The 18,220-nt window shown below is 55.5% G+C and carries 19 protein-coding genes; 8 read left to right on the top strand and 11 right to left on the bottom strand.

Annotated features, from left to right (window positions below; genetic code table 11):
• Window positions 1–55: 55 nt before the first annotated feature.
• From ABJM03_RS16090 to ABJM03_RS16075, 4 genes are all read right to left on the bottom strand, one after another.
• Window positions 56–2,287 (bottom strand): heavy metal translocating P-type ATPase, encoded by a 2,232-nt coding sequence (locus ABJM03_RS16090; protein ID WP_348418856.1) that lies wholly within the window; start codon window positions 2,285–2,287, stop codon window positions 56–58.
• 41 nt (window positions 2,288–2,328) lie between these two features.
• Entirely contained in the window at window positions 2,329–3,822 is a 1,494-nt protein-coding gene (locus tag ABJM03_RS16085) for a heme biosynthesis HemY N-terminal domain-containing protein (RefSeq protein WP_348418855.1), read from the bottom strand.
• A 10-nt stretch (window positions 3,823–3,832) separates the two neighbouring features.
• Window positions 3,833–5,167 (bottom strand): hypothetical protein, encoded by a 1,335-nt coding sequence (locus ABJM03_RS16080; RefSeq protein ID WP_348418854.1) that lies wholly within the window; start codon window positions 5,165–5,167, stop codon window positions 3,833–3,835.
• Window positions 5,168–5,239: 72 nt separating this feature from the next.
• Window positions 5,240–5,941 (bottom strand): uroporphyrinogen-III synthase, encoded by a 702-nt coding sequence (locus ABJM03_RS16075; protein ID WP_348418853.1) that lies wholly within the window; start codon window positions 5,939–5,941, stop codon window positions 5,240–5,242.
• Window positions 5,942–6,025: 84 nt separating this feature from the next.
• Here ABJM03_RS16075 and tsaD point away from each other — a divergent pair, with 84 nt between their 5' ends.
• From tsaD to ABJM03_RS16055, 4 genes are read left to right on the top strand one after another with little or no spacing between them, the layout of a single operon-like run.
• A complete protein-coding gene (gene tsaD / locus ABJM03_RS16070) occupies window positions 6,026–7,111 on the top strand; it encodes a tRNA (adenosine(37)-N6)-threonylcarbamoyltransferase complex transferase subunit TsaD (protein WP_348418852.1) in 1,086 nt (361 codons plus the stop codon).
• A complete protein-coding gene (locus ABJM03_RS16065; RefSeq protein ID WP_348418851.1) occupies window positions 7,108–8,061 on the top strand; it encodes an NAD(P)H-dependent glycerol-3-phosphate dehydrogenase in 954 nt (317 codons plus the stop codon). The genes tsaD and ABJM03_RS16065 overlap by 4 nt, the downstream gene beginning before the upstream one ends.
• Window position 8,062: 1 nt before the next feature.
• On the top strand, window positions 8,063–8,335 hold the full coding sequence (locus ABJM03_RS16060; RefSeq protein ID WP_348336986.1) for a YciI family protein: 273 nt from the start codon (window positions 8,063–8,065) through the stop codon (window positions 8,333–8,335).
• Window positions 8,335–8,754, top strand: coding sequence for an EVE domain-containing protein (locus tag ABJM03_RS16055; protein ID WP_348336987.1), 420 nt, complete (start codon window positions 8,335–8,337; stop codon window positions 8,752–8,754). Before ABJM03_RS16060 ends, ABJM03_RS16055 begins: the two co-directional genes overlap by 1 nt.
• A gap of 224 nt (window positions 8,755–8,978) precedes the next feature.
• Here ABJM03_RS16055 and ABJM03_RS16050 read toward each other — a convergent pair whose 3' ends face one another.
• The 5 genes from ABJM03_RS16050 to ABJM03_RS16030 all read right to left on the bottom strand — a co-directional run bounded on the left by ABJM03_RS16050 (window position 8,979) and on the right by ABJM03_RS16030 (window position 12,703).
• Window positions 8,979–9,320 carry a DUF2853 family protein gene (locus ABJM03_RS16050; protein WP_348336988.1) on the bottom strand — a complete coding sequence of 114 codons (342 nt, stop codon included), beginning with the start codon at window positions 9,318–9,320 and terminating at the stop codon, window positions 8,979–8,981.
• A 164-nt stretch (window positions 9,321–9,484) separates the two neighbouring features.
• Entirely contained in the window at window positions 9,485–10,057 is a 573-nt protein-coding gene (locus ABJM03_RS16045; protein ID WP_348336989.1) for a hypothetical protein, read from the bottom strand.
• Between the two features lie 111 nt (window positions 10,058–10,168).
• The gene (locus ABJM03_RS16040) at window positions 10,169–10,909 is read right to left on the bottom strand and encodes an extensin family protein (protein ID WP_348336990.1); all 741 of its coding nucleotides are present in this window, start codon (window positions 10,907–10,909) and stop codon (window positions 10,169–10,171) included.
• A gap of 5 nt (window positions 10,910–10,914) precedes the next feature.
• Window positions 10,915–12,303, bottom strand: a complete 1,389-nt coding sequence (gene ahcY, locus ABJM03_RS16035) for an adenosylhomocysteinase (protein ID WP_348418850.1) — start codon at window positions 12,301–12,303, stop codon at window positions 10,915–10,917.
• Between the two features lie 94 nt (window positions 12,304–12,397).
• Window positions 12,398–12,703 (bottom strand): S-adenosyl-L-homocysteine hydrolase, encoded by a 306-nt coding sequence (locus ABJM03_RS16030; RefSeq protein ID WP_348418849.1) that lies wholly within the window; start codon window positions 12,701–12,703, stop codon window positions 12,398–12,400.
• 97 nt (window positions 12,704–12,800) lie between these two features.
• Between ABJM03_RS16030 and ABJM03_RS16025 the strand changes: the two genes are divergently transcribed.
• Window positions 12,801–13,397: an HD family hydrolase gene (locus ABJM03_RS16025; protein WP_348418848.1), complete on the top strand. Its 597-nt coding sequence runs from the start codon at window positions 12,801–12,803 to the stop codon at window positions 13,395–13,397.
• Window positions 13,394–13,879 (top strand): GNAT family N-acetyltransferase, encoded by a 486-nt coding sequence (locus ABJM03_RS16020; protein ID WP_348418847.1) that lies wholly within the window; start codon window positions 13,394–13,396, stop codon window positions 13,877–13,879. Before ABJM03_RS16025 ends, ABJM03_RS16020 begins: the two co-directional genes overlap by 4 nt.
• On the opposite strand, the gene ABJM03_RS16015 is transcribed toward ABJM03_RS16020, so the two are convergent.
• Together ABJM03_RS16015 and ABJM03_RS16010 are read right to left on the bottom strand one after the other, a co-directional pair.
• Window positions 13,880–14,434 carry an ActR/PrrA/RegA family redox response regulator transcription factor gene (locus ABJM03_RS16015; RefSeq protein ID WP_348418846.1) on the bottom strand — a complete coding sequence of 185 codons (555 nt, stop codon included), beginning with the start codon at window positions 14,432–14,434 and terminating at the stop codon, window positions 13,880–13,882. It lies immediately after the preceding gene.
• 64 nt (window positions 14,435–14,498) lie between these two features.
• Complete coding sequence (locus ABJM03_RS16010; RefSeq protein WP_348419155.1) at window positions 14,499–15,104, bottom strand: SCO family protein; 606 nt, start codon at window positions 15,102–15,104, stop codon at window positions 14,499–14,501.
• Window positions 15,105–15,214: 110 nt separating this feature from the next.
• Between ABJM03_RS16010 and ABJM03_RS16005 the strand changes: the two genes are divergently transcribed.
• Complete coding sequence (locus ABJM03_RS16005; RefSeq protein WP_348418845.1) at window positions 15,215–16,606, top strand: ActS/PrrB/RegB family redox-sensitive histidine kinase; 1,392 nt, start codon at window positions 15,215–15,217, stop codon at window positions 16,604–16,606.
• A gap of 77 nt (window positions 16,607–16,683) precedes the next feature.
• Window positions 16,684–18,183: a PAS-domain containing protein gene (locus tag ABJM03_RS16000; protein ID WP_348418844.1), complete on the top strand. Its 1,500-nt coding sequence runs from the start codon at window positions 16,684–16,686 to the stop codon at window positions 18,181–18,183.
• Window positions 18,184–18,220 lie beyond the last annotated feature (37 nt).

The raw sequence follows: 18,220 nt of genomic DNA, 5'->3' as shown, positions 1-18,220 counted from the left end.
TGTCTAAAATTCAGCGTCAGACCGCCTTACATCGCATCACAGCCCCAGAGCCGCCCTATATCGACATCTTGCGGAGCCGGAACGCATTGGCGAGCACAAACAGCGACGACAGCCCCATAGCCCCAGCCGCGAGGCCAGGCGAAAGCAAGACCCCAAACAGTGGATACAGTACGCCCGCAGCAATCGGAATCAGCGCCACGTTATAGCCAAAGGCCCAGGTCAGGTTTTGCCGGATATTCGCCATCGTTTGCCGAGAGGCTTCTAGAGCGACCGTGACGCCCATAGGCTCCCCCGCCATAAGCACAACATCTGCAGCATCCATCGCCACATCTGTGCCCGTCCCCACAGCAACCCCAACATCAACATGCGCCAAAGCCGGCGCATCATTGATCCCGTCCCCGACAAAGGCGATCACATCACCTTCTTTGCGTAGACTATCAAGGGCTGCGATTTTGCCTTCGGGCAGAACATCTGCGACAACCTCATCTATACCCAACTCATCGGCAAGGTGGCTCACCGCTGCATTGCTATCCCCGCTGATCAACGCCACGCGGATGCCACGTGCCTTTAGCGCCTCGATCGCTGGTTTCGCGCTTGGCTTGACCTGATCCGCGATGGTCAGCATCGCAAATGCGGCTTTGTCTTTAGCTGCGAAAAAAACGGTTTGCCCCAAGGTTTCTGCCGCCGCGCGGGCATCTTCAAACATCTCTAAATTCACGCCGATGCCGCTGATCCATGAGTGCTTACCCACATGGATGGTAGCGCCGTCGACAACCCCGCTCACGCCGCGACCTGCGTGGGCTTCAGAGCTATCAGCCTTTGGAACAACAAGCCCTTCTGCGCCAGCGACAATTGCACGAGCCGCCGGATGCTGAGAGGACATCTCTACCGCCGCAATGACCGCAAGCGCCGTATCGCGATTGCCACCCGCAACCGGCGTGACGTCAATCAATGCCGGATGCCCGGATGTAAGTGTGCCGGTCTTGTCAAAGGCTACAACGGTGGCATTTTGCAAATGCTGCAACGCCCCGCCAGTGCGAAACAACACGCCAAGCTCGGCAGCGCGGCCCGTGCCGATCATGATCGATGTCGGAGTTGCCAATCCCATGGCGCATGGACATGCAATGATCAGCACCGACACACCGGCGACCAACATAAACGGCAGCCTAGGTTCGGGGCCAACAACGCCCCAGACTACGACTGTGATCAAAGCCACGGCAAGCACCGCAGGCACGAACCATAGGGTGATCCGGTCCACCAATCCCTGAATGGGCAGGCGCGCACCCTGTGCGGTTTCCACCATTTCGATGATCTTGGCGAGCTTGCTGTCGCCACCTGTTGCGATAGCACGACAAATCAATGTGCCACCGGTATTCATCGTGCCGCCCGTCACATTGTCGCCTACGGTCTTGGACACCGGCATCGGCTCTCCGGTGAGCATACTTTGATCAACGTCGCTGTGCCCTTTGATAACCTCACCGTCTGCGGCGACGCGCTCGCCAGCGCGGACCATGAAGGATTGACCAACCTTCAAGCTTTCCAACGGCATTTCAGTCCAGTCACCGTCAACTTCGACACGAACCATATCAGGGCGCAGACCGATCAGCCGCTCAATTGCAGCCCCTGTCCGCGTCTTTGCACGCGCCTCTAGCCAGCGCCCCAAAAGGATGAGGACCACGATCACACAAGCAGATTCAAAGTAAACCGCGCGTGATTGTTCGGGCAGTACTTCAGGTGCAGCAAGCACCAGCGCCGAATATGCAAAAGCAGCACCGGTGCCCAGCGCCACAAGGCTGTTCATATCAGGAGCCCCCCGCAGCAACGCCGGAACACCGCGTCGGAAAAACCGCGCACCTGGCCCCAGCAGCAAAATTGCCGTCAGCACCGATTGCAACTGCCAAGAGGTTTCCATCCCGATGCTGTTGTGGATGGCATGATGGACCGCAGGAAACAGATGGCTGCCCATTTCCAGAACGAAAACAGGCACGGCAAGCACCGCAGCAAACAAGGTCGCGCGCCGCAGTGACACGACATCATGTTCCTTTTCCTCACGGCGGGTGGCAGCGTCTTCATCTTCCTTGAGCGCGCCAGGGTATCCGGCCTTTTCCAAGGCGGCGAATGCAGATTTCAGCGCCTTGGCCGAGGCCACAGAAAAGCGCGCGCTTTCATCGGCGAGGTTGACGGCGGCATCTTCGACACCATCAACCTCATTCAACACTTTTTGCGCGCGTGCGGCACAGCTCCCGCAGGAAAGGTTCTGCACCCGGATGGAAAATACTTCAGACATAGCGCACCTCTATTCCGGAACGCATGACAGGTTTTTGATGCCTATTTTGCGTCCTTATCACTGTCCGCTTCCGGCGTGATATCGCTTTCGATGATCTCTATATCCTCGATATCGGCACTGTCATCGACTTGTGCAACCGGCTCTGCCGGCTTTTCTTCAAGTGCACCAACAATAAGCGGCAACATCTGAACACCTGCAGGCATCGCGACCTCGGACAGCGGGGGACGCTTCCATTCCAGCGTATCGAAGCTTGAACAGTTTTCACAGATCGGTGCCCATTCGCTGTGAATGTGCTGACAGTTGTCACAAATCCACTGCGGGCCACGTGGCACAGCAATCGCGCGGGCCAGCCAACCTTTGACAACCGTATCGCTTGCACCTTCTCCACGTTCAATGGCAGCCATCAAAGTGACCGAACGCGCATCGGGATCTGTCTCGACCAAATCGCCCAGCGCACGGCGTGCTGCAGGGAAATCCTCATTGGCGATATGCAGCTCGGCAAGGAGCATCTTTGTCTCAGGGTGGTCGGGATTGATACGCGTCAGCGCAGCAAAGCGTTTGATCCGCGCCACCGGTGTTTCATCAGGTGCAATCGCAGCAAATGCAGCCGCAAGGTCGGGATGTGGTGACGCATCCCATGCTTTTTTCAAAACCCGTGTGGCATAACGTGGCTTGCCCTGTTCGATATAGCCTTGCGCCGCCATCACAGCCGCAGGAATCAAATCCGGCGACAAACGGTTTGCCTCAATGGCGCTTTCGCGCTGCTCGATCGAGCTGTTTTCATCAATGACATCCGCAGCCTCTGACAAGGCAAGCACAGCATCGCGCCGCTTGTGAACGTCGCGTGGCAATTGCCCATTGCGCAGCTTTGCGTTCAGCGTTTTGCGCGCACCGGTCCAATCGCTTTTCTCTGCTTGCAAGCGCAACAGAACATCGCCCGTCTCTTCATGCTTAGGCTTCAAGGCAAAAGCTTTTTCAGCCAATTGCAGCGCAGTCTCTTTATCACCGCCTGCAAGTTTCTGGTTCATAATTCCGCGCACACCCACAAAACGGGTCTGTTCGTTCTCGGCCAGTTTGCGGTAGGTTTCTTCCGCTTTGCGCGTATCCCCTGCCATCTCGGCCGCCTGAGCGATCAGCAAATTGGTCAGTGCAGGCTTCTTGAGGTATTTATCAGCTTTGGCCGCTTTGCTCATCGCAACCTTACCTTCGCCACTGGCCAAGGCCATCAGCCCTTCGGACAACGCATCAAACCCCTTGCGTTCACGGTTGCGGTCAAAATACCGCGATAGCGCGGTTTCATCACCGTTGATGAACTTGAGCAACGCCACCGCCAAAGACAGCACTTTGATCAAGACCCAGACCAATGCGACCAACAAAATCAAAAGCAAAACAGTTTCTAACGGGCCCGGGCTGACTTCATATCCAAAGCCGCGGATGGTCATGCCGCCATCAACTTCCAATAGATAACCCGCACCCCATGCCAGAAAACCGACAATGCCAACAAAAAGGGTAATTTTGATCAAGGACCAGAGCATTTTATATTCCTTAGTCTGCCGTCAGGCGTTGTGCCAAAGCATCGGTTGCCATGCGTACGTTCATGTGTGCGTCAGCCGCCGCACGCCAATCTGCAATAGCAGCCTGCGCGTCTTCGGGCAGGGTATCAAGTTCAGTCAAAGCGTTTTGTAGATCACCGGAGTTAAGCGCAGCTTCCGCCCGCGACAGGATCGCATCAGGATCATTGCCTTCACGTGGCGTCACTGAGCGCGCACCCAGCGAGCGTTTGAGGAAACTGCCAAGGTTTTGCTGCTCCCCGTCCTCACCGCTGGTCCGCGCAACCGCCAGCGCCGTACGGGCCTGTGCGGCAAATTCGCTTTGCAACATATTCAACGTCGCGGCACCATCAGCGGCAATCTCATCCAGTGCAGGATCAATGCCTCCCAGATCAAGCGCCTTAAGATCCGCCAAGGGCTGAGTAAAGGGCTGCCCCGCGTCCAAAGCCGAGACAATTTTGGCCAAAGCGGTCTGTGCACGAGCCTGTCTCGCCGCATCGGCGGTGGCTTGTTCCACAGTCTTTGCATTGTTCAACAGGCTTTGGATTTCGCTGCGCTGGGTTTCCACCGACTCCCGCAGACCTTCGAGTTCTCGTGCGTAGGCCGCCGTTGCCGCGGCTGCGATCTCGTCCACATCAATCCCGTCAGCGGTAACCGTCACAGGACGGTCCTCAAGCAGTTTCAAACGTACATCCAAATCTGCAAGCTGTGCCTCTAGCGGCGACAAGTCAGCAACTGGTGCCTCAGCTTTTTCCAATGCGGTGATGCGAACTTTTTCAGCGTTCAGATCACTGCGCAGGGCAGCCGTAGGATCATTTATCAGCCCGTATTGAGCCGCAAAATAGCCCAGCGCGGCCGCAGCGACACCGCCCAACAACATCGGAAAGAAAACACTGCGTTGTTCTGGCGCCTCAACAGGAACCATCGCCGGCACCGCGGCAAAGTTAGGTTCTGATTTTGCATGGACCGGTCCAGAGGATGGCGATACCTTCTCGGCTCCTGATGCCGGATCGACCTCGGGCGTAACTGCGGCAATGCTGTCATCTGCCGGCTTCACGGTGTCTTCATCAGCACGCGCATCAGGTTTTTCAGCTTCTTGAGCCACAATTGTGTCGTCGCCCAAGGCCGCAACCGTGTCATCTTTGCTCACATCAGCAACGGGTGATTTTTCGGACGGTGATGCTGTTACAGTATCATCGGTTTGCGCAGCAACAGTGTCGGCCTTGTCTACTGCCTCATCCGCAACCACCGTGTCGGGCGCGTTTGCTGCCGCAGCCTTGCCTCTCGCTGGTTTGCGCTTTAAAGGGCTTGATTTCTTGGATGTTGCCACAACGGATACCTTTTCGATTCTTTCGCTTGGGGCGGCTCAGCTTTTTGACCTTATCCGGCATCGTCAAGCCTCTCAAGGTAAGCTACACGCCAAGCACAGTTTTTCCACCTCTTTGCACATGTACTGCATCCTTGGCGCAGGTAACACGGTCAAATTTGCGACCCTTTCCCCTCGAAGCGGGCTAGCGACAGCATCGCTGAGCGCTATCAGCCGTGCAAGCCCAAGCTGCCCCGCAGCCTGATCGACCAGCTGCGCAGCGCTACGGGCAGAGAAAACCGGCACAATACACGGCCCTTTTAACGCCGAATACGCTGCCGGTATAAGGGGCGTAAGTATTTGATCATAAAGCGCTTGATATGTTGTCTCGATACCCGCCGCGCTAAGCGTTTCAGCGATTTCGCCACGGGTATGTACGCCTGCCAGATGCAGCAACCCCGCCTTGGGCGGGTTGGCCGTGAGTGTGGCAATCAGTTCTTTCGCGTTTTCGCCTGCAAATTGAGCATCCCACCCGCGCGCGCGGGCTTGAGCTGAAGTATTCTCACCCACACAAAAGGCTTTTCGCCCTTCCCCCATGGGCGCGTGCTGCACACCATTGGCGGAGGTGAAAATAACGCTGCTCTCTGGGTCTACGCACGCGACGCCATCTGTGGCTGCTATTTTCATCAGCGGCGACACCACCACACGAACCCGAGCAAGGGCGTTTACCTGCAACCGAGCCAGAAACGCCTGTGCGCTAGGCCTTGGGCGGGTCAACAGCAGGGTTGGTGTAGTCATCTATGCTGCGCTCTCAGGATTGTTTGCCGGACGACAGAGTGTTACCTCCCCTTTATTCCTTGCGCAACGGAAACGCCAAATACCATGACCTCCCTTACCCTTCTTGGCATCGAAAGCAGCTGTGATGATACTGCGGCAGCAGTCCTGCGCGGTGCAGCAGGCAGCGCTGACATCCTGTCATCTGTTGTCATCGGACAGACCGCGTTACATGCCGATTTTGGCGGGGTTGTGCCTGAAATCGCCGCCCGCGCCCATGCAGAAAAACTGGACGATTGTGTGGGTCAGGCACTTGATAGTGCAAACGTCACGCTGGACGATATCGACGCCATCGCGGTGACAGCCGGACCCGGTCTGATCGGTGGCGTTGTTTCTGGTGTGATGTGCGCGAAGGGGATCGCTCTTGCACGCGACCTGCCCTTATACGGCATCAACCATCTGGCAGGTCACGCGCTTACGCCGCGTCTGACAGACAGCGTTCCCTACCCCTACCTCATGCTGCTTGTATCAGGTGGCCATTGCCAGTTTCTGATCGTGTCAGGCCCAAATGATTTTCGCCGCCTCGGCGGCACGATTGACGATGCCCCGGGCGAAGCCTTTGACAAAATCGCCCGCCTGATTGCCTTGCCTCAACCCGGCGGTCCCGCGATTGAAACCCGCGCCAAAGACGGAGACCCCCGCCGCTTCAAGCTGCCCCGCCCTCTGCTTGATCGGGAGGGATGTGATATGTCCTTTTCCGGCCTCAAGACCGCTGTACTGCGCCAACGCGATACCATTATGGTCGACGGCGCGCTCAGCGCGGCGGATCAAGCCGACCTTGCCGCAGGCTTTCAGACCGCCGTTGTTGACGTGCTGGCCGAAAAGACGCGGCGCGCGCTGTCGATTTACGCGCCTATGACCGATGTGCGCAGCATCTGCGTCGCAGGCGGTGTCGCGGCCAATATGGCAATCCGCGCCGCGCTAGAGACCGTATCACAAGAATTTGACGCCACCTTCATTGCGCCCCCACTGACCTTATGTACGGATAACGCAGCAATGATTGCCTATGCCGCGCTAGAACAGATGGGTAGCCGCCCGCCCGAAGGGATGACATTATCCGCCCGCCCGCGTTGGCCGCTGGATCAGACCGCGCCCGCAATGCTGGGCAGCGGGAAAAAGGGAGCCAAAGCATGACAATTTGCGTCTTGGGTGCCGGTGCTTTCGGGACCGCGCTTGCCATTACACTCGCCGCGCAGGGGCCGGTGACCCTTTGGGCCCGCGACGCAACCGATATGCAGCAACGCCGCGAAAACACCAAACGCCTGCCGGATTTCCCGTTTCCAGCGGCGCTTACCGTCACGCAGGACATCAATAATGCACTGCAGGCTGATACTGTTTTGCTTGCAGTCCCCATGCAGCAGCTACGCAGCTTTCTGGCGCTGCATGCTACAGCACTAGCCGGGAAAGACCTTGTTGCCTGCTGCAAGGGTATCGACCTCGAAACTGGGATGGGTCCGGTTCAGATCATCGCAGCCGAAGTCCCGCAAGCCCGCGCCGCAATCCTGACAGGGCCAAGCTTTGCTGTGGATATCGCACGGGGGCTGCCCACCGCGCTGACCTTGGCCGCGGCAGATGAAGACATCGCCCTACGGCTTCAGAAGGCGCTGACCACTGCCACACTCAGATTGTACAGAACAACAGATACGATCGGGGCCGAATTAGGCGGTGCGCTGAAAAATGTTGTGGCAATTGCATGCGGCACCGCGATGGGTGCGGGCATGGGCGAAAGCGCCCGCGCAGCGCTGATGACCCGCGGCTATGCAGAAATGAAACGGATAGCTGCTCATCGCGGGGCTGACCCTGACACGTTGGCCGGATTGTCGGGCTTTGGCGATCTCACGTTGACCTGCACCTCCGAAACCTCGCGCAACTACCGCCTTGGATTAAGCCTTGGACAGGGGGCGGAATTCGACAACTCGACAACGGTTGAGGGTACTGCGACCGCCCGTGCCATGGCCCAAGTGGCCAAGCTGGCGAATATTGATATGCCCATCACACTGGCGGTTGTCGGGCTGCTTGATAAAACATTAGATGTAAAAATGGCTGTGCAAGGCTTGCTGGCCCGACCCTTGAAGGAGGAATAAGATGCTTGTTTGTTTGATGGCTCGTGACAAGGCGAGTGCGGTAGGTGTGCGTGCCGAAAACCGGCCTGCCCATGTGGAATACCTCAAAAGTACAGGCTGCGTACAGCTGGCTGGTCCATTGCTCGATGCCGAAGGCAACATGCGTGGCTCGATGATTGTGCTGGATGTGGCAGATATGGCTGCAGCCGAAGACTGGGCCGAAAATGACCCCTATGCCAAAGCGGACCTGTTCGAAAGCGTCACATTGGACGAATGGAAAAAGGTGATCGGCTGATGGCCTATTGGTTGTTCAAATCCGAGCCTTCCGCATGGAGTTGGGACGACCAAGTCGCCAAAGGCGACGCAGGTGAGGAATGGGACGACGTCCGAAACTATCAAGCGCGTAACTTTATGCGCGAAATGGCAGTGGGCGATCTTGCCTTTTTCTATCACTCTCAAACCGAAAAATCGGTGGTGGGCATCGTCGAGATCTGCGCGGCGGCCCATCCCGACAGCTCTACAGATGATCCACGTTGGGAATGCGTCGACATCAAAGCCCTACGCCCGTTTCAAACGCCGGTCACATTGGACATGATCAAAGAGGAAGAGGCGCTTGCCGATATGTCATTGGTCCGCTTTTCTCGTCTGTCGGTCCAGCCTGTCACGAAAAAAGAGTGGCAGATCATTTGCAAGATGGGGAATACCGACCCGTGAATGCAAAAGGGGTTCCAGCACCCCGCTAGAACCCCTTCTCACCCCGTGTGCTCCCATAAACCCACACACGTATTCGAAATATGTTCTAGCCTTTCTGGCCGATGACAAAGCATTACATCAGGGCTTTGATTTTTTCAACAAATCAATATCTTAAACTCTACACAAAAAAGAAACGCCCACTTAACCAAGCAGGCGCTTCTCTCATCCAACCGAGGATGGGGGTCTTACTTGTAAACGGCTTCTTTGCCGAAGTGCTTTGTCAGCATGTAATAGATAACCGCGCGGTACTTGTTGCGCTCGGATTTGCCATAAACTTCGATGACCGAGTTGATAGCTTCCATCAGGTTTGGACCATCGGGCAGGCCCAGCTTTTTCATCAGGAAGTTCTTTTTAACGGTTTCAAGCTCGGCTGGCTGACTGCCGGCAACGGTGGAAGCATCCGCATTGTAAATGGATGGACCGCAACCGATGGTAACCTTTGTAAGCAGATCCATGTCTGGCTCGATGCTACATTTGTTTTTCAGATCTTCTGCGTATTTCGCAATCCATTCGTCGCGCTTGCCCATCTTTCACTTCCACCTTTAAATTCATCGGCCCCATTGACCAGTGAAAATCATGCTAGAATGAAAAACCAATTCTAAAAAGGATTTTCTTAATCTCTTTTCCCCCTCCTCAAAAACGAAAAAGCGGGGCACTAAAAAGTGCCCCGCATGCAATTTGTAGTAGTCTGTTATAAATCGCGTTCAATCATCACGTCATCATCCAGTGCGTTGATGTTGGCTTCGTCCACATCCGGCTGTGCTTCCAACTGCTCTTCTGTCCAATTGGCGAGCGTCACTTGATCCTCGGCCGTGAACGTCATGTCAGACAAGGGAACGGCGACGTCATGCTCGCCCAGACCCAGAAAACCACCTACGCCGACGATAGCGACCTGATCGCCGTTCTGCTCGACAATATAATCAATCTCGCCCAGATCATCACCGGCTTCGGATTCTACGCCCAGACCGACGACCTCACCCACGGTCATCCCAGCGAAAGAATCCGGGAGTGGTGCACCCGTCTCGCCAGTGTCAGTGATGCCTGTCGTCGATGTCGCGGCAGAGCCGTCTGCCTGAACGGCACCGTTACTTGTGATTTCGCTGTCAATTTCTGGCGCAGTATCCCGGTTTGTCGTCACCGAACCAGCCGCTGCTGCGGGCGGATTTGCATCAGCTGAGTTAGATTTCACGTCCCCTGCGGCAAAGGCTGAACCTGCGGTCAGGGCGAATGCGGCTACGGTGGCTTTGAGTGTTGCGTTGGTCATGGTGTACTCCTCTTAAAGGTTACTCGCTTCTCACCAACTCAATGAAAGATAAGCGGTAATTGTTCCAAAGGAATTCAGGAGACATCCACATCACGTTGTTTTTAATTAATTTTATCTACACAAACCCCAGCCGCTGTGTTGAAGGTGAAAATGATCTGCATGCAATGCGTTATACTGCGGTCCAAGTGTCACGCGGAACCAGTCGCAGGCAGATGCATTCGAACGACGCAGAAAATCGGCCTTGGCGCCCTCCCCTTCCCAGTCCCGCAACAGGTCCACGGTCGTCCCGTCTGCCAACACAAAGCCGCTGATGTCGATGGCGTCCGCTGTAGCATGGGTACTCATCCGCGTGGATCCGCCATCCGTCGTACGTATCCGTCGGCAAGAGTAACTTGAGAAATGTGAAATCTGCCCAAGTGGTTGGCCAAATATCTCTTCGGCGGCGGGTTGCAGGGCATGGCGCGACCACATCGCCACCCGCAGCGCGGTCTGGCAGCGCGTGTTGATCGGAGCAAGCGTGGCACCCCCAGCCGCGCGAAGCGTGACCTGCGGATCGATGCCGCATTGTGGCCCATCCTCCAGATCAGGCTGACGCACAGCCTGCGCACCCGTATCAAGCGCCGCAAGGCAGGCGTCATCATCCTCCAGCGCGCGGGCCAGCTTCCATTGCGTCAGGGCCGTTAGCGGGTCATTCACCCGCAGCGGCACCTGCGGGTTCCATTCCGGCGGTACAGGCGTGTCGGGATGGACAAGCAACTGCCACCCGCCCAGTGCGATACCTCCGCTGATAAAACACAAAAGCGCCGCCCAGTGGAAAACCGGGCGACGCTTGTAGGGATGCGGATCACGCATCTGTCTTAGTAACGATAGTGCTCGGGCTTGAACGGACCCTCGGGCGACACGCCGATATAGGCTGCCTGCTCGGGGGCGAGTGTGGAGAGTTTCACACCGATACGGTCAAGGTGCAGACGTGCGACCTTTTCATCCAGATGTTTAGGCAGGATATACACTTCGTTTTTGTACTGATCGCCACGAGTCCACAGCTCAATCTGGGCCAGAACCTGATTGGTGAAGGACGCAGACATCACAAAGCTTGGGTGGCCAGTGGCGTTGCCAAGGTTCAGCAAGCGGCCTTCGGAGAGCAGGATCAAACGGCTGCCCGACGGCATCTCGATCATGTCCACTTGTTCTTTGATGTTGGTCCATTTGTGGTTCTTGAGGGCGGCAACCTGAATTTCATTGTCGAAGTGGCCGATGTTGCCAACGATCGCCATGTCTTTCATCTCGCGCATATGCTCGATGCGGATAACGTCTTTGTTGCCGGTGGTGGTGATAAAGATATCCGCCGAATCCACGACGTCTTCGATCAGCACAACCTCAAAGCCGTCCATCGCCGCCTGAAGCGCGCAGATCGGGTCAACTTCGGTGACTTTGACGCGTGCGCCAGCACCCTGAAGGGACGCGGCACAGCCTTTGCCGACATCGCCGTAACCCAGAACAACAGCAACCTTACCGGCCATCATTGTATCTGTCGCGCGGCGGATACCATCGACCAGCGATTCCTTGCAGCCGTATTTATTGTCGAACTTCGATTTTGTGACCGAGTCGTTCACATTGATCGCAGGGAAGGGAAGCTGGTTGTTTTTGAACAGCTCATACAGGCGATGAACACCGGTTGTTGTCTCTTCGGAAACGCCAACGATCTGATCGCGCATTTTGGTGAACCAGCCAGGGGAGGCTTCGAGGCGCTTTTTGATCTGCGCTTTGATTGCGACTTCTTCTTCGGATGCAGGTACGGGAATGATTTCCTCGCCCGCCTCAGCGCGCGCGCCCAACAGGATATAGAGGGTCGCATCACCACCATCGTCGAGGATCAGGTTTGGACCTTCGGGGAACATGAAGGATTTATCGAGGTAATCCCAATGCTCCTCAAGGCTTTGACCTTTGATCGCAAAAACGGGCGTACCGCCAGCGGCGATGGCTGCGGCTGCGTGGTCTTGAGTCGAGAAAATGTTGCACGATGCCCAGCGCACGTCAGCGCCAAGCGCGACGAGCGTTTCAATCAAAACCGCCGTTTGGATCGTCATATGCAGCGACCCTACGATGCGCGCGCCCTTGAGTGGCTGTGCATCACCATATTCGGTGCGCAGCGCCATCAGGCCCGGCATTTCAGTCTCGGCAATATCCAGCTCCTTGCGGCCATAACCGGCAAGCTCGATGTCTTTTACGATATAGTCATTGGCCACGTCGGGCGCTCCTTCATATGTCTTTGAAGAGCACTTACCATCGCAGCGGTTTCAGTGCAATTGACGCCAACGCCACAGGTTGTGTCGGATGACCTCAACTCTTTGTGCGTGCATCAATTGCGGCCATAACATCTTGGGTGTCCATGCCAGCAGACCAGTTTCGGCCCTGCGCCTCAACACAGGCATTTCCATCAGCCATGGAACGGACCAACGTCCATGTACCTGTCTGATCCGAAACCCACAGGCGCAAATTATCTTCCATCGGGCCGGATACGGGTTCTTCGCCATACCAGTCGATAAGCGACGATTGCATCTCGGTGTGGCTCATGCAGGCTTGTTGTGCGGTAGCGGCTGTGCTGAATGCGACAACAGCAGCAAGAGCAGTCATTGCGGTTTTCATCTCGATCTCCTTGTTGCAGGATAAACCCGATGGCGCGCCAGCCGTTCCAGAATATATTTTGGAACCAAACGCCTAGTTGTGACATGAGGAGAGCGGAATGGCTCAACAACCCCGCGCATGGCAGCGCATGCTATCCGGTCGTAGGCTCGATCTGCTGGACCCCACCCCCGTGGATATCGAGATCGAAGACATCGCCCATGGCCTTGCTTTTGTCGCGCGGTGGAACGGTCAGACCAAAGGTGATTTTGCCTATTCCGTCGCGGAGCATTCGTTGTTGGTCGAAACGATATTTGGTCGTATCGCCCCGAAGGCACCGCCAAAATGGCGGCTTGCCGCTTTGCTGCATGACGCACCGGAATACGTGATCGGGGATATGATCTCCCCCGTAAAAGCGGCGGTAGGCCCCAGCTATAGCGCGCTTGATGAACGGTTGGAGGCGGCTGTGCATATCCGCTTTGGCCTGCCCGCCAAAGTGCCTGCCTCGGTCAAACGGCAGATCAAGAAAGCCGATCATGTCAGCGCATGGATGGAGGCCACACAGATTGCCGGCTTTTCTGTTGACGAAGCGAACCGGTTTTTCGGCAAGCCCGATCCTGCGCTACACGAGGGGCTTTGCATCACACTCAGGCCGCCGCTTGAAGTGCGCGCCGAATTCACATCCCGCCATGCCGATCTATTGGGACAAATGCCATGATCAATGTCCGCCCTGCCATCCCATTGGATGCCGGTTCTATGGCGCGCCTGCTGAACGAAATCATCAGGATCGGCGGCACCACAGCATTGGTCCGCCCTGTCACAGGGGCCGATCTGATAGAGCGGATGGCCTATGCGCCAGAGCGTTCTGCATGGCACGTCGCATTGGATGACGACGAACAGGTCGTCGGGTTTCAGTGGATTACCAGCAGCCAAGAACTACCGCCTCATGCCGCCGAAATCGCGACCTTTGTGCAGGTAGGGCAAACCGGCCTCGGCATCGGTTCGGCGCTTTTTTCCGCCACAGCCAAGGCCGCAGAGGAATTGGGATATATCTGGATACGTGCCAACATACGCGCAGACAACGAAGGCGGGCTTACCTATTATCAAAGCCGCGGTTTTCGCGACTATGATCTGATCGAGGGATATACGCTGGCTGATGGCACCAAAGTGGACAAACGCCTAAAGCGTTACGACATCTGATTACCGCGGGCTACGCTTGGCCAGAATACGCTGCAAGGTGCGGCGGTGCATGTTCAAACGCCGCGCGGTTTCAGACACGTTCCGATCACAAAGCTCATACACCCGCTGGATATGCTCCCAACGCACACGGTCCGCGCTCATCGGGTTTTCGGGCGGCGGCGGCAGATCGTCACCCTTGGCCAATAGCGCATTGGTGATGTCCGTGGCATCGGCAGGTTTCGACAAATAATCTGTCGCTCCGATTTTCACTGCGGCAACAGCAGTGGCAATCGCACCATAACCGGTCAGGACAACCACACGGACATCGGGACGTTTTTCGCGCAAAATCTCGACAACATCCAACCCGTTGCCATCTTCGAGCCGCAAGTCGCACACCGCATAAGCGGGTGGGCGTACTGTGGCGATGGCACTGCCTGCCGCTACGGAATCCGCTGTTTCAACCTCAAATCCACGCTTTTCCATCGCCTTGGCCAAGCGGCGCAAAAACGGTTCGTCATCGTCTAGCAACAACAGGGTTTTGTCAGCGCCAAGATCAGGCAGAGTTTGTTCGCGCATCTCAAGCAGCCTTTTCCAAAGGTTTTACAGGTTTCAACGCAATATGGTGCGCCAAAGCAGGCCGTCAAATATGGTCAACAAAGCAACCAATTTTATCGGCCAATTGCTCGGGCGTCAGTTCACGGCGGAAAAAGGTCAAAAATCCCTGATCAGGATCCACAAGATAGCTAAACGTAGAGTGATCTACGAGGTACTCACCATCCACAGGCGGATGCGCTTTGTAATAAGTACGGTATGCTTTGCTGGCTTGGGCCACTTGTTCGTCACTGCCTGTCAGGCCAATCATGCGGGGATGCATGGCTTCGGCATAATCGCGCACAACCTCTGTCGTGTCACGGGCCGGATCAATGGTGATAAAGACAGGTGTCACCAACTTTCCTTGTTCTTCAAGGATTTCGACAGCACGCGCATTGCGGTCCACGTCCAGCGGGCACACGTCAGGGCAATAGGTATAGCCGAAGTAGATCAGCGTCGGTTCTGTGATGACCTGCTTTTCTGTCACGGTCTCACCATCGCCATTGACCAAAGTGAATGGTCCGCCCAGATCCCCCGCGATCGTTGCGCTGTCGCAAGAGGCCAACGCGCTTTCCTTTCCTCCCGAGAAAAACACCATCGCCAATATTCCCGCACCCGCAACAACCACGGCAACAATTGCAGCTATTCTAACCATAATCTTTTTCTCCATACGGGCAGCGTCATTGCGCGCCATTGTGCTTAATTTTCGACAGACCTACGCTACGCAAGAGGCAATGCAAGTCACATTTTCGATGGAGCGCGCAGATGACGCAGTCAACAATTCGGCCCATGGGCGAACGCAAGCGGGCCAACTGGGTTCGCCTGCGCACGATGATCTTTCTGCGCTGGGTCGCCATCGCCGGTCAGCTGGTCGCTGTGACCCTCACACCTTTTGTCTTTGGTATCCAGCTTGAACTGGGCTGGTCCTTTTTTGCCATAGGCGTTTCAATCATCGGCAATCTAGTGGCGCATTTTGTTTTTCCAGAAAACAAGCTTTTGACGGAACGACAAAACTTGTCGATGGTCGTATTTGATCTTTTGCAGCTTGGCTTCCTACTGTCGCTTACAGGTGGGCTGAACAATCCGTTTACCTTACTGCTGCTGGGGCCTGTGACAACCTCTGCCTCCGCGCTCAGTTACCGATCAACGGTGGCGTTATGTGCATTGGCGATTGCCATCATGACCAGTCTTGCGTTTTTCTACGTTCCTTTGCTCACCTCTCAGGGGGAAGAGCTCAAGATACCGGAACTGTTTATTTTTGGCCAATGGGTCGCTCTTGTGATCGCAGTAACCTTCACATCGGTCTACTCGCGCAGGGTCACATCCGAAATCCACCTGATGGCAGACGCCCTGTCGGCCACGCATATGGCACTGGCCCGTGAGCAAAAGCTGACCGATCTTGGCGGTGTGGTTGCCGCTGCGGCCCATGAATTGGGAACACCACTTGCCACCATAAAACTAACCAGTACCGAGCTGGTGAACGAGCTGAAAGGCCACCCCGACCTACGCGAAGATGCCGAACTGATTGCCGAGCAAACCGATAGATGCCGCGACATCCTTCGAGATATGGGGCGCGCGGGGAAAGACGACCTTCACATGCGTCAGGCCCCTTTGATTACAGTTATTGAGCTTGCTGCAGAGCCACATACAGACCGTGGGAAAACCGTATTGATCAATCTGGTCCACGATAAAAATGACGCAACCGCCCAACCTTCCATCCTGCGCATGCCAGAAATCATCCACGGCTTGCGCAACCTGATCCAGAACGCCGTAGACTTTGCCACAACCACCGTTTGGGTCGAAGCCAGCTGGACCGAGAAATTTGTCAGCCTACGCATTATTGATGACGGACCGGGTTTCCCCACACACCTGATCGGCCGCCTTGGCGACCCGTTTATGGGAAACAAACGCAGCCCGAAGCCAAGCAGGTCATTGCCGGAATATGAAGGGATGGGTTTGGGCCTGTTCATCGCAAAAACGCTGCTTGAAAGATCCGGCGCACGTCTTCGCTTTGCCAATGGGACGGATGAACCGGCTTCGGGAAACGGTGAAATCGGTGCCATAGTCGAAGTGCGTTGGCCTCGGCGCAAAATTGATGCGCGAGAAGGCGATAACGCATTGCCTACAGGTCAGAATAGCCGCTTTGCCGAAGTGTAAGGAGACACGGACTTAACTGTTTGTTAATGATAAACCATCCAAACTCTTCACAATTATTTGACTGAAGGAACGTTTATTTGGCTGAACTGAGTATAATCATAATTGTGGTTCTCCTCACGGTTTTACTTAGTGTGTGCTGGGCCCTTTGGCCGGCAAAACCTGAACCTTCCGTCGCCGCACCAGATAATCCGATTATCGTTTTTAAAAACAACATATTGGACTATGCTTCAGCATCCGCACAGGATCGCTTTCCAATCGCAATCGGAGCACACAACTGGCTTGATCTACACGACATTCTTTCGCCTGAATATCCGGATTTTCCAGACCGACCACCTGACAACATTTCACAGAATCAAGAGATCACAAGCAACCAGAACACGCATCAAACCATATTGATCTCGTGGCTTCCCGACGGGGCAACCCTCAGCTTTTTTGGCGAGGAAGACATGCTTAAGGATTCCCCAGCCATCGAAGAGCTAACCACCATACAGCAAGTCAGCGATAATCTACCCTATCCTGCCTGGAAGACTAATCATCACGGTAATATTGTCTGGCAAAACGAAAGCTACACCAACATGGCATTGAGAAGCGTCCGTGCAGGGTGTGATGCCCATGCAGGGATATTCGACCTTCAAAACATGAGCCCGTCAAAAACAACGCTTCGGGCACAATTTGAATGTTCAGTTTCCCAACAGAACGAATGGTTTGAAATATGCCGCACGCCACTTTCAGACGGCGTTTTATATTCAGCAACCTCAATTGATCCTCTGATCCGCGCTGAGGAAGCCCAGCGCGATTTTGTCCAAACTCTGGCCAAGACATTCGCCCATCTTTCCGTTGGTCTGGCGGTTTTCAACCGCAAAAGACAACTGGTACTTTTCAACCCGGCGCTCACCGATCTTACCGGCCTAACTGTTTCCTTCCTCAGCCCACGCCCCACGATCGATTCATTTTTTGATGCCATGCGCGAAAACCGCCGTATGCCAGAGCCCAAAAATTATAAAACATGGCGCCAGCGTATGGTCGATTTGATTGACGAAGCCGAGAACGGCCGCTTCGAGGAAACCTGGACGCTAGAATCCGGCCAAACCTACAACGTAAAGGGCCGCCCCCACCCCGATGGGGCGATTGCCTTTTTGTTCGAAGACATCAGCGCCGAGATATCGCTGGCGCGAAACTTGCGTGCCGAACTGGAGCTTGGCCAAAACCTTGTGGATACATTCGAAGATGCGCTTGCCGTGTTCTCGCAAAGCGGCCTTCTGACGTTTTCGAACAAGGCTTACGACGTCATGTGGAAGTTCCAGACCGGCACCAGTTTTGCGGACGTCACCATCCATGACGCGATCCAGCTATGGAAAGAACAATCCGAGCCGAACCCGCTTTGGCAGGAAATACATGATGCCGTCATGTCATTGGCGGACCGTGAAATGTGGTCCATGCCCGTCTGCATCAAAGGACAGGTGCCAATGCAGTGCAAGATCGTCCCCATTGCATCCGGCGCGACAGTGATCCGGTTTTCACAGCAATCCGCCTCCCTACGACAAAAAGAACCCCTTCTAAAGAAAAACAGCGAGTAACAGCTCTTTCATGCTGCCCGCTGGGCGGGTAGTTTGG

The sequence above is a fragment of the Sulfitobacter sp. genome (genome assembly GCF_039977885.1).
Taxonomy (GTDB): domain Bacteria; phylum Pseudomonadota; class Alphaproteobacteria; order Rhodobacterales; family Rhodobacteraceae; genus Sulfitobacter.
The sequence above is the reverse complement of the archived record's forward strand: the minus strand, read 5'-3'. Positions and strand labels throughout refer to the sequence as shown.

Excerpts from the sequence above, each read along its gene's own strand:
- ABJM03_RS16090 (WP_348418856.1), bottom strand. The coding sequence starts at position 2,287 with ATGTCTGAAGTATTTTCCATCCGGGTGCAGAACCTTTCCTGCGGGAGC.
- ABJM03_RS16085 (WP_348418855.1), bottom strand. The coding sequence starts at position 3,822 with ATGCTCTGGTCCTTGATCAAAATTACCCTTTTTGTTGGCATTGTCGGT.
- ABJM03_RS16075 (WP_348418853.1), bottom strand. The coding sequence starts at position 5,941 with ATGACTACACCAACCCTGCTGTTGACCCGCCCAAGGCCTAGCGCACAG.
- tsaD (WP_348418852.1), top strand. The coding sequence starts at position 6,026 with ATGACCTCCCTTACCCTTCTTGGCATCGAAAGCAGCTGTGATGATACT.
- ABJM03_RS16065 (WP_348418851.1), top strand. The coding sequence starts at position 7,108 with ATGACAATTTGCGTCTTGGGTGCCGGTGCTTTCGGGACCGCGCTTGCC.
- ABJM03_RS16060 (WP_348336986.1), top strand. The coding sequence starts at position 8,063 with ATGCTTGTTTGTTTGATGGCTCGTGACAAGGCGAGTGCGGTAGGTGTG.
- ABJM03_RS16055 (WP_348336987.1), top strand. The coding sequence starts at position 8,335 with ATGGCCTATTGGTTGTTCAAATCCGAGCCTTCCGCATGGAGTTGGGAC.
- ABJM03_RS16050 (WP_348336988.1), bottom strand. The coding sequence starts at position 9,320 with ATGGGCAAGCGCGACGAATGGATTGCGAAATACGCAGAAGATCTGAAA.
- ABJM03_RS16045 (WP_348336989.1), bottom strand. The coding sequence starts at position 10,057 with ATGACCAACGCAACACTCAAAGCCACCGTAGCCGCATTCGCCCTGACC.
- ABJM03_RS16040 (WP_348336990.1), bottom strand. The coding sequence starts at position 10,909 with ATGCGTGATCCGCATCCCTACAAGCGTCGCCCGGTTTTCCACTGGGCG.
- ABJM03_RS16030 (WP_348418849.1), bottom strand. The coding sequence starts at position 12,703 with ATGAAAACCGCAATGACTGCTCTTGCTGCTGTTGTCGCATTCAGCACA.
- ABJM03_RS16025 (WP_348418848.1), top strand. The coding sequence starts at position 12,801 with ATGGCTCAACAACCCCGCGCATGGCAGCGCATGCTATCCGGTCGTAGG.
- ABJM03_RS16020 (WP_348418847.1), top strand. The coding sequence starts at position 13,394 with ATGATCAATGTCCGCCCTGCCATCCCATTGGATGCCGGTTCTATGGCG.
- ABJM03_RS16015 (WP_348418846.1), bottom strand. The coding sequence starts at position 14,434 with ATGCGCGAACAAACTCTGCCTGATCTTGGCGCTGACAAAACCCTGTTG.
- ABJM03_RS16010 (WP_348419155.1), bottom strand. The coding sequence starts at position 15,104 with ATGGTTAGAATAGCTGCAATTGTTGCCGTGGTTGTTGCGGGTGCGGGA.
- ABJM03_RS16005 (WP_348418845.1), top strand. The coding sequence starts at position 15,215 with ATGACGCAGTCAACAATTCGGCCCATGGGCGAACGCAAGCGGGCCAAC.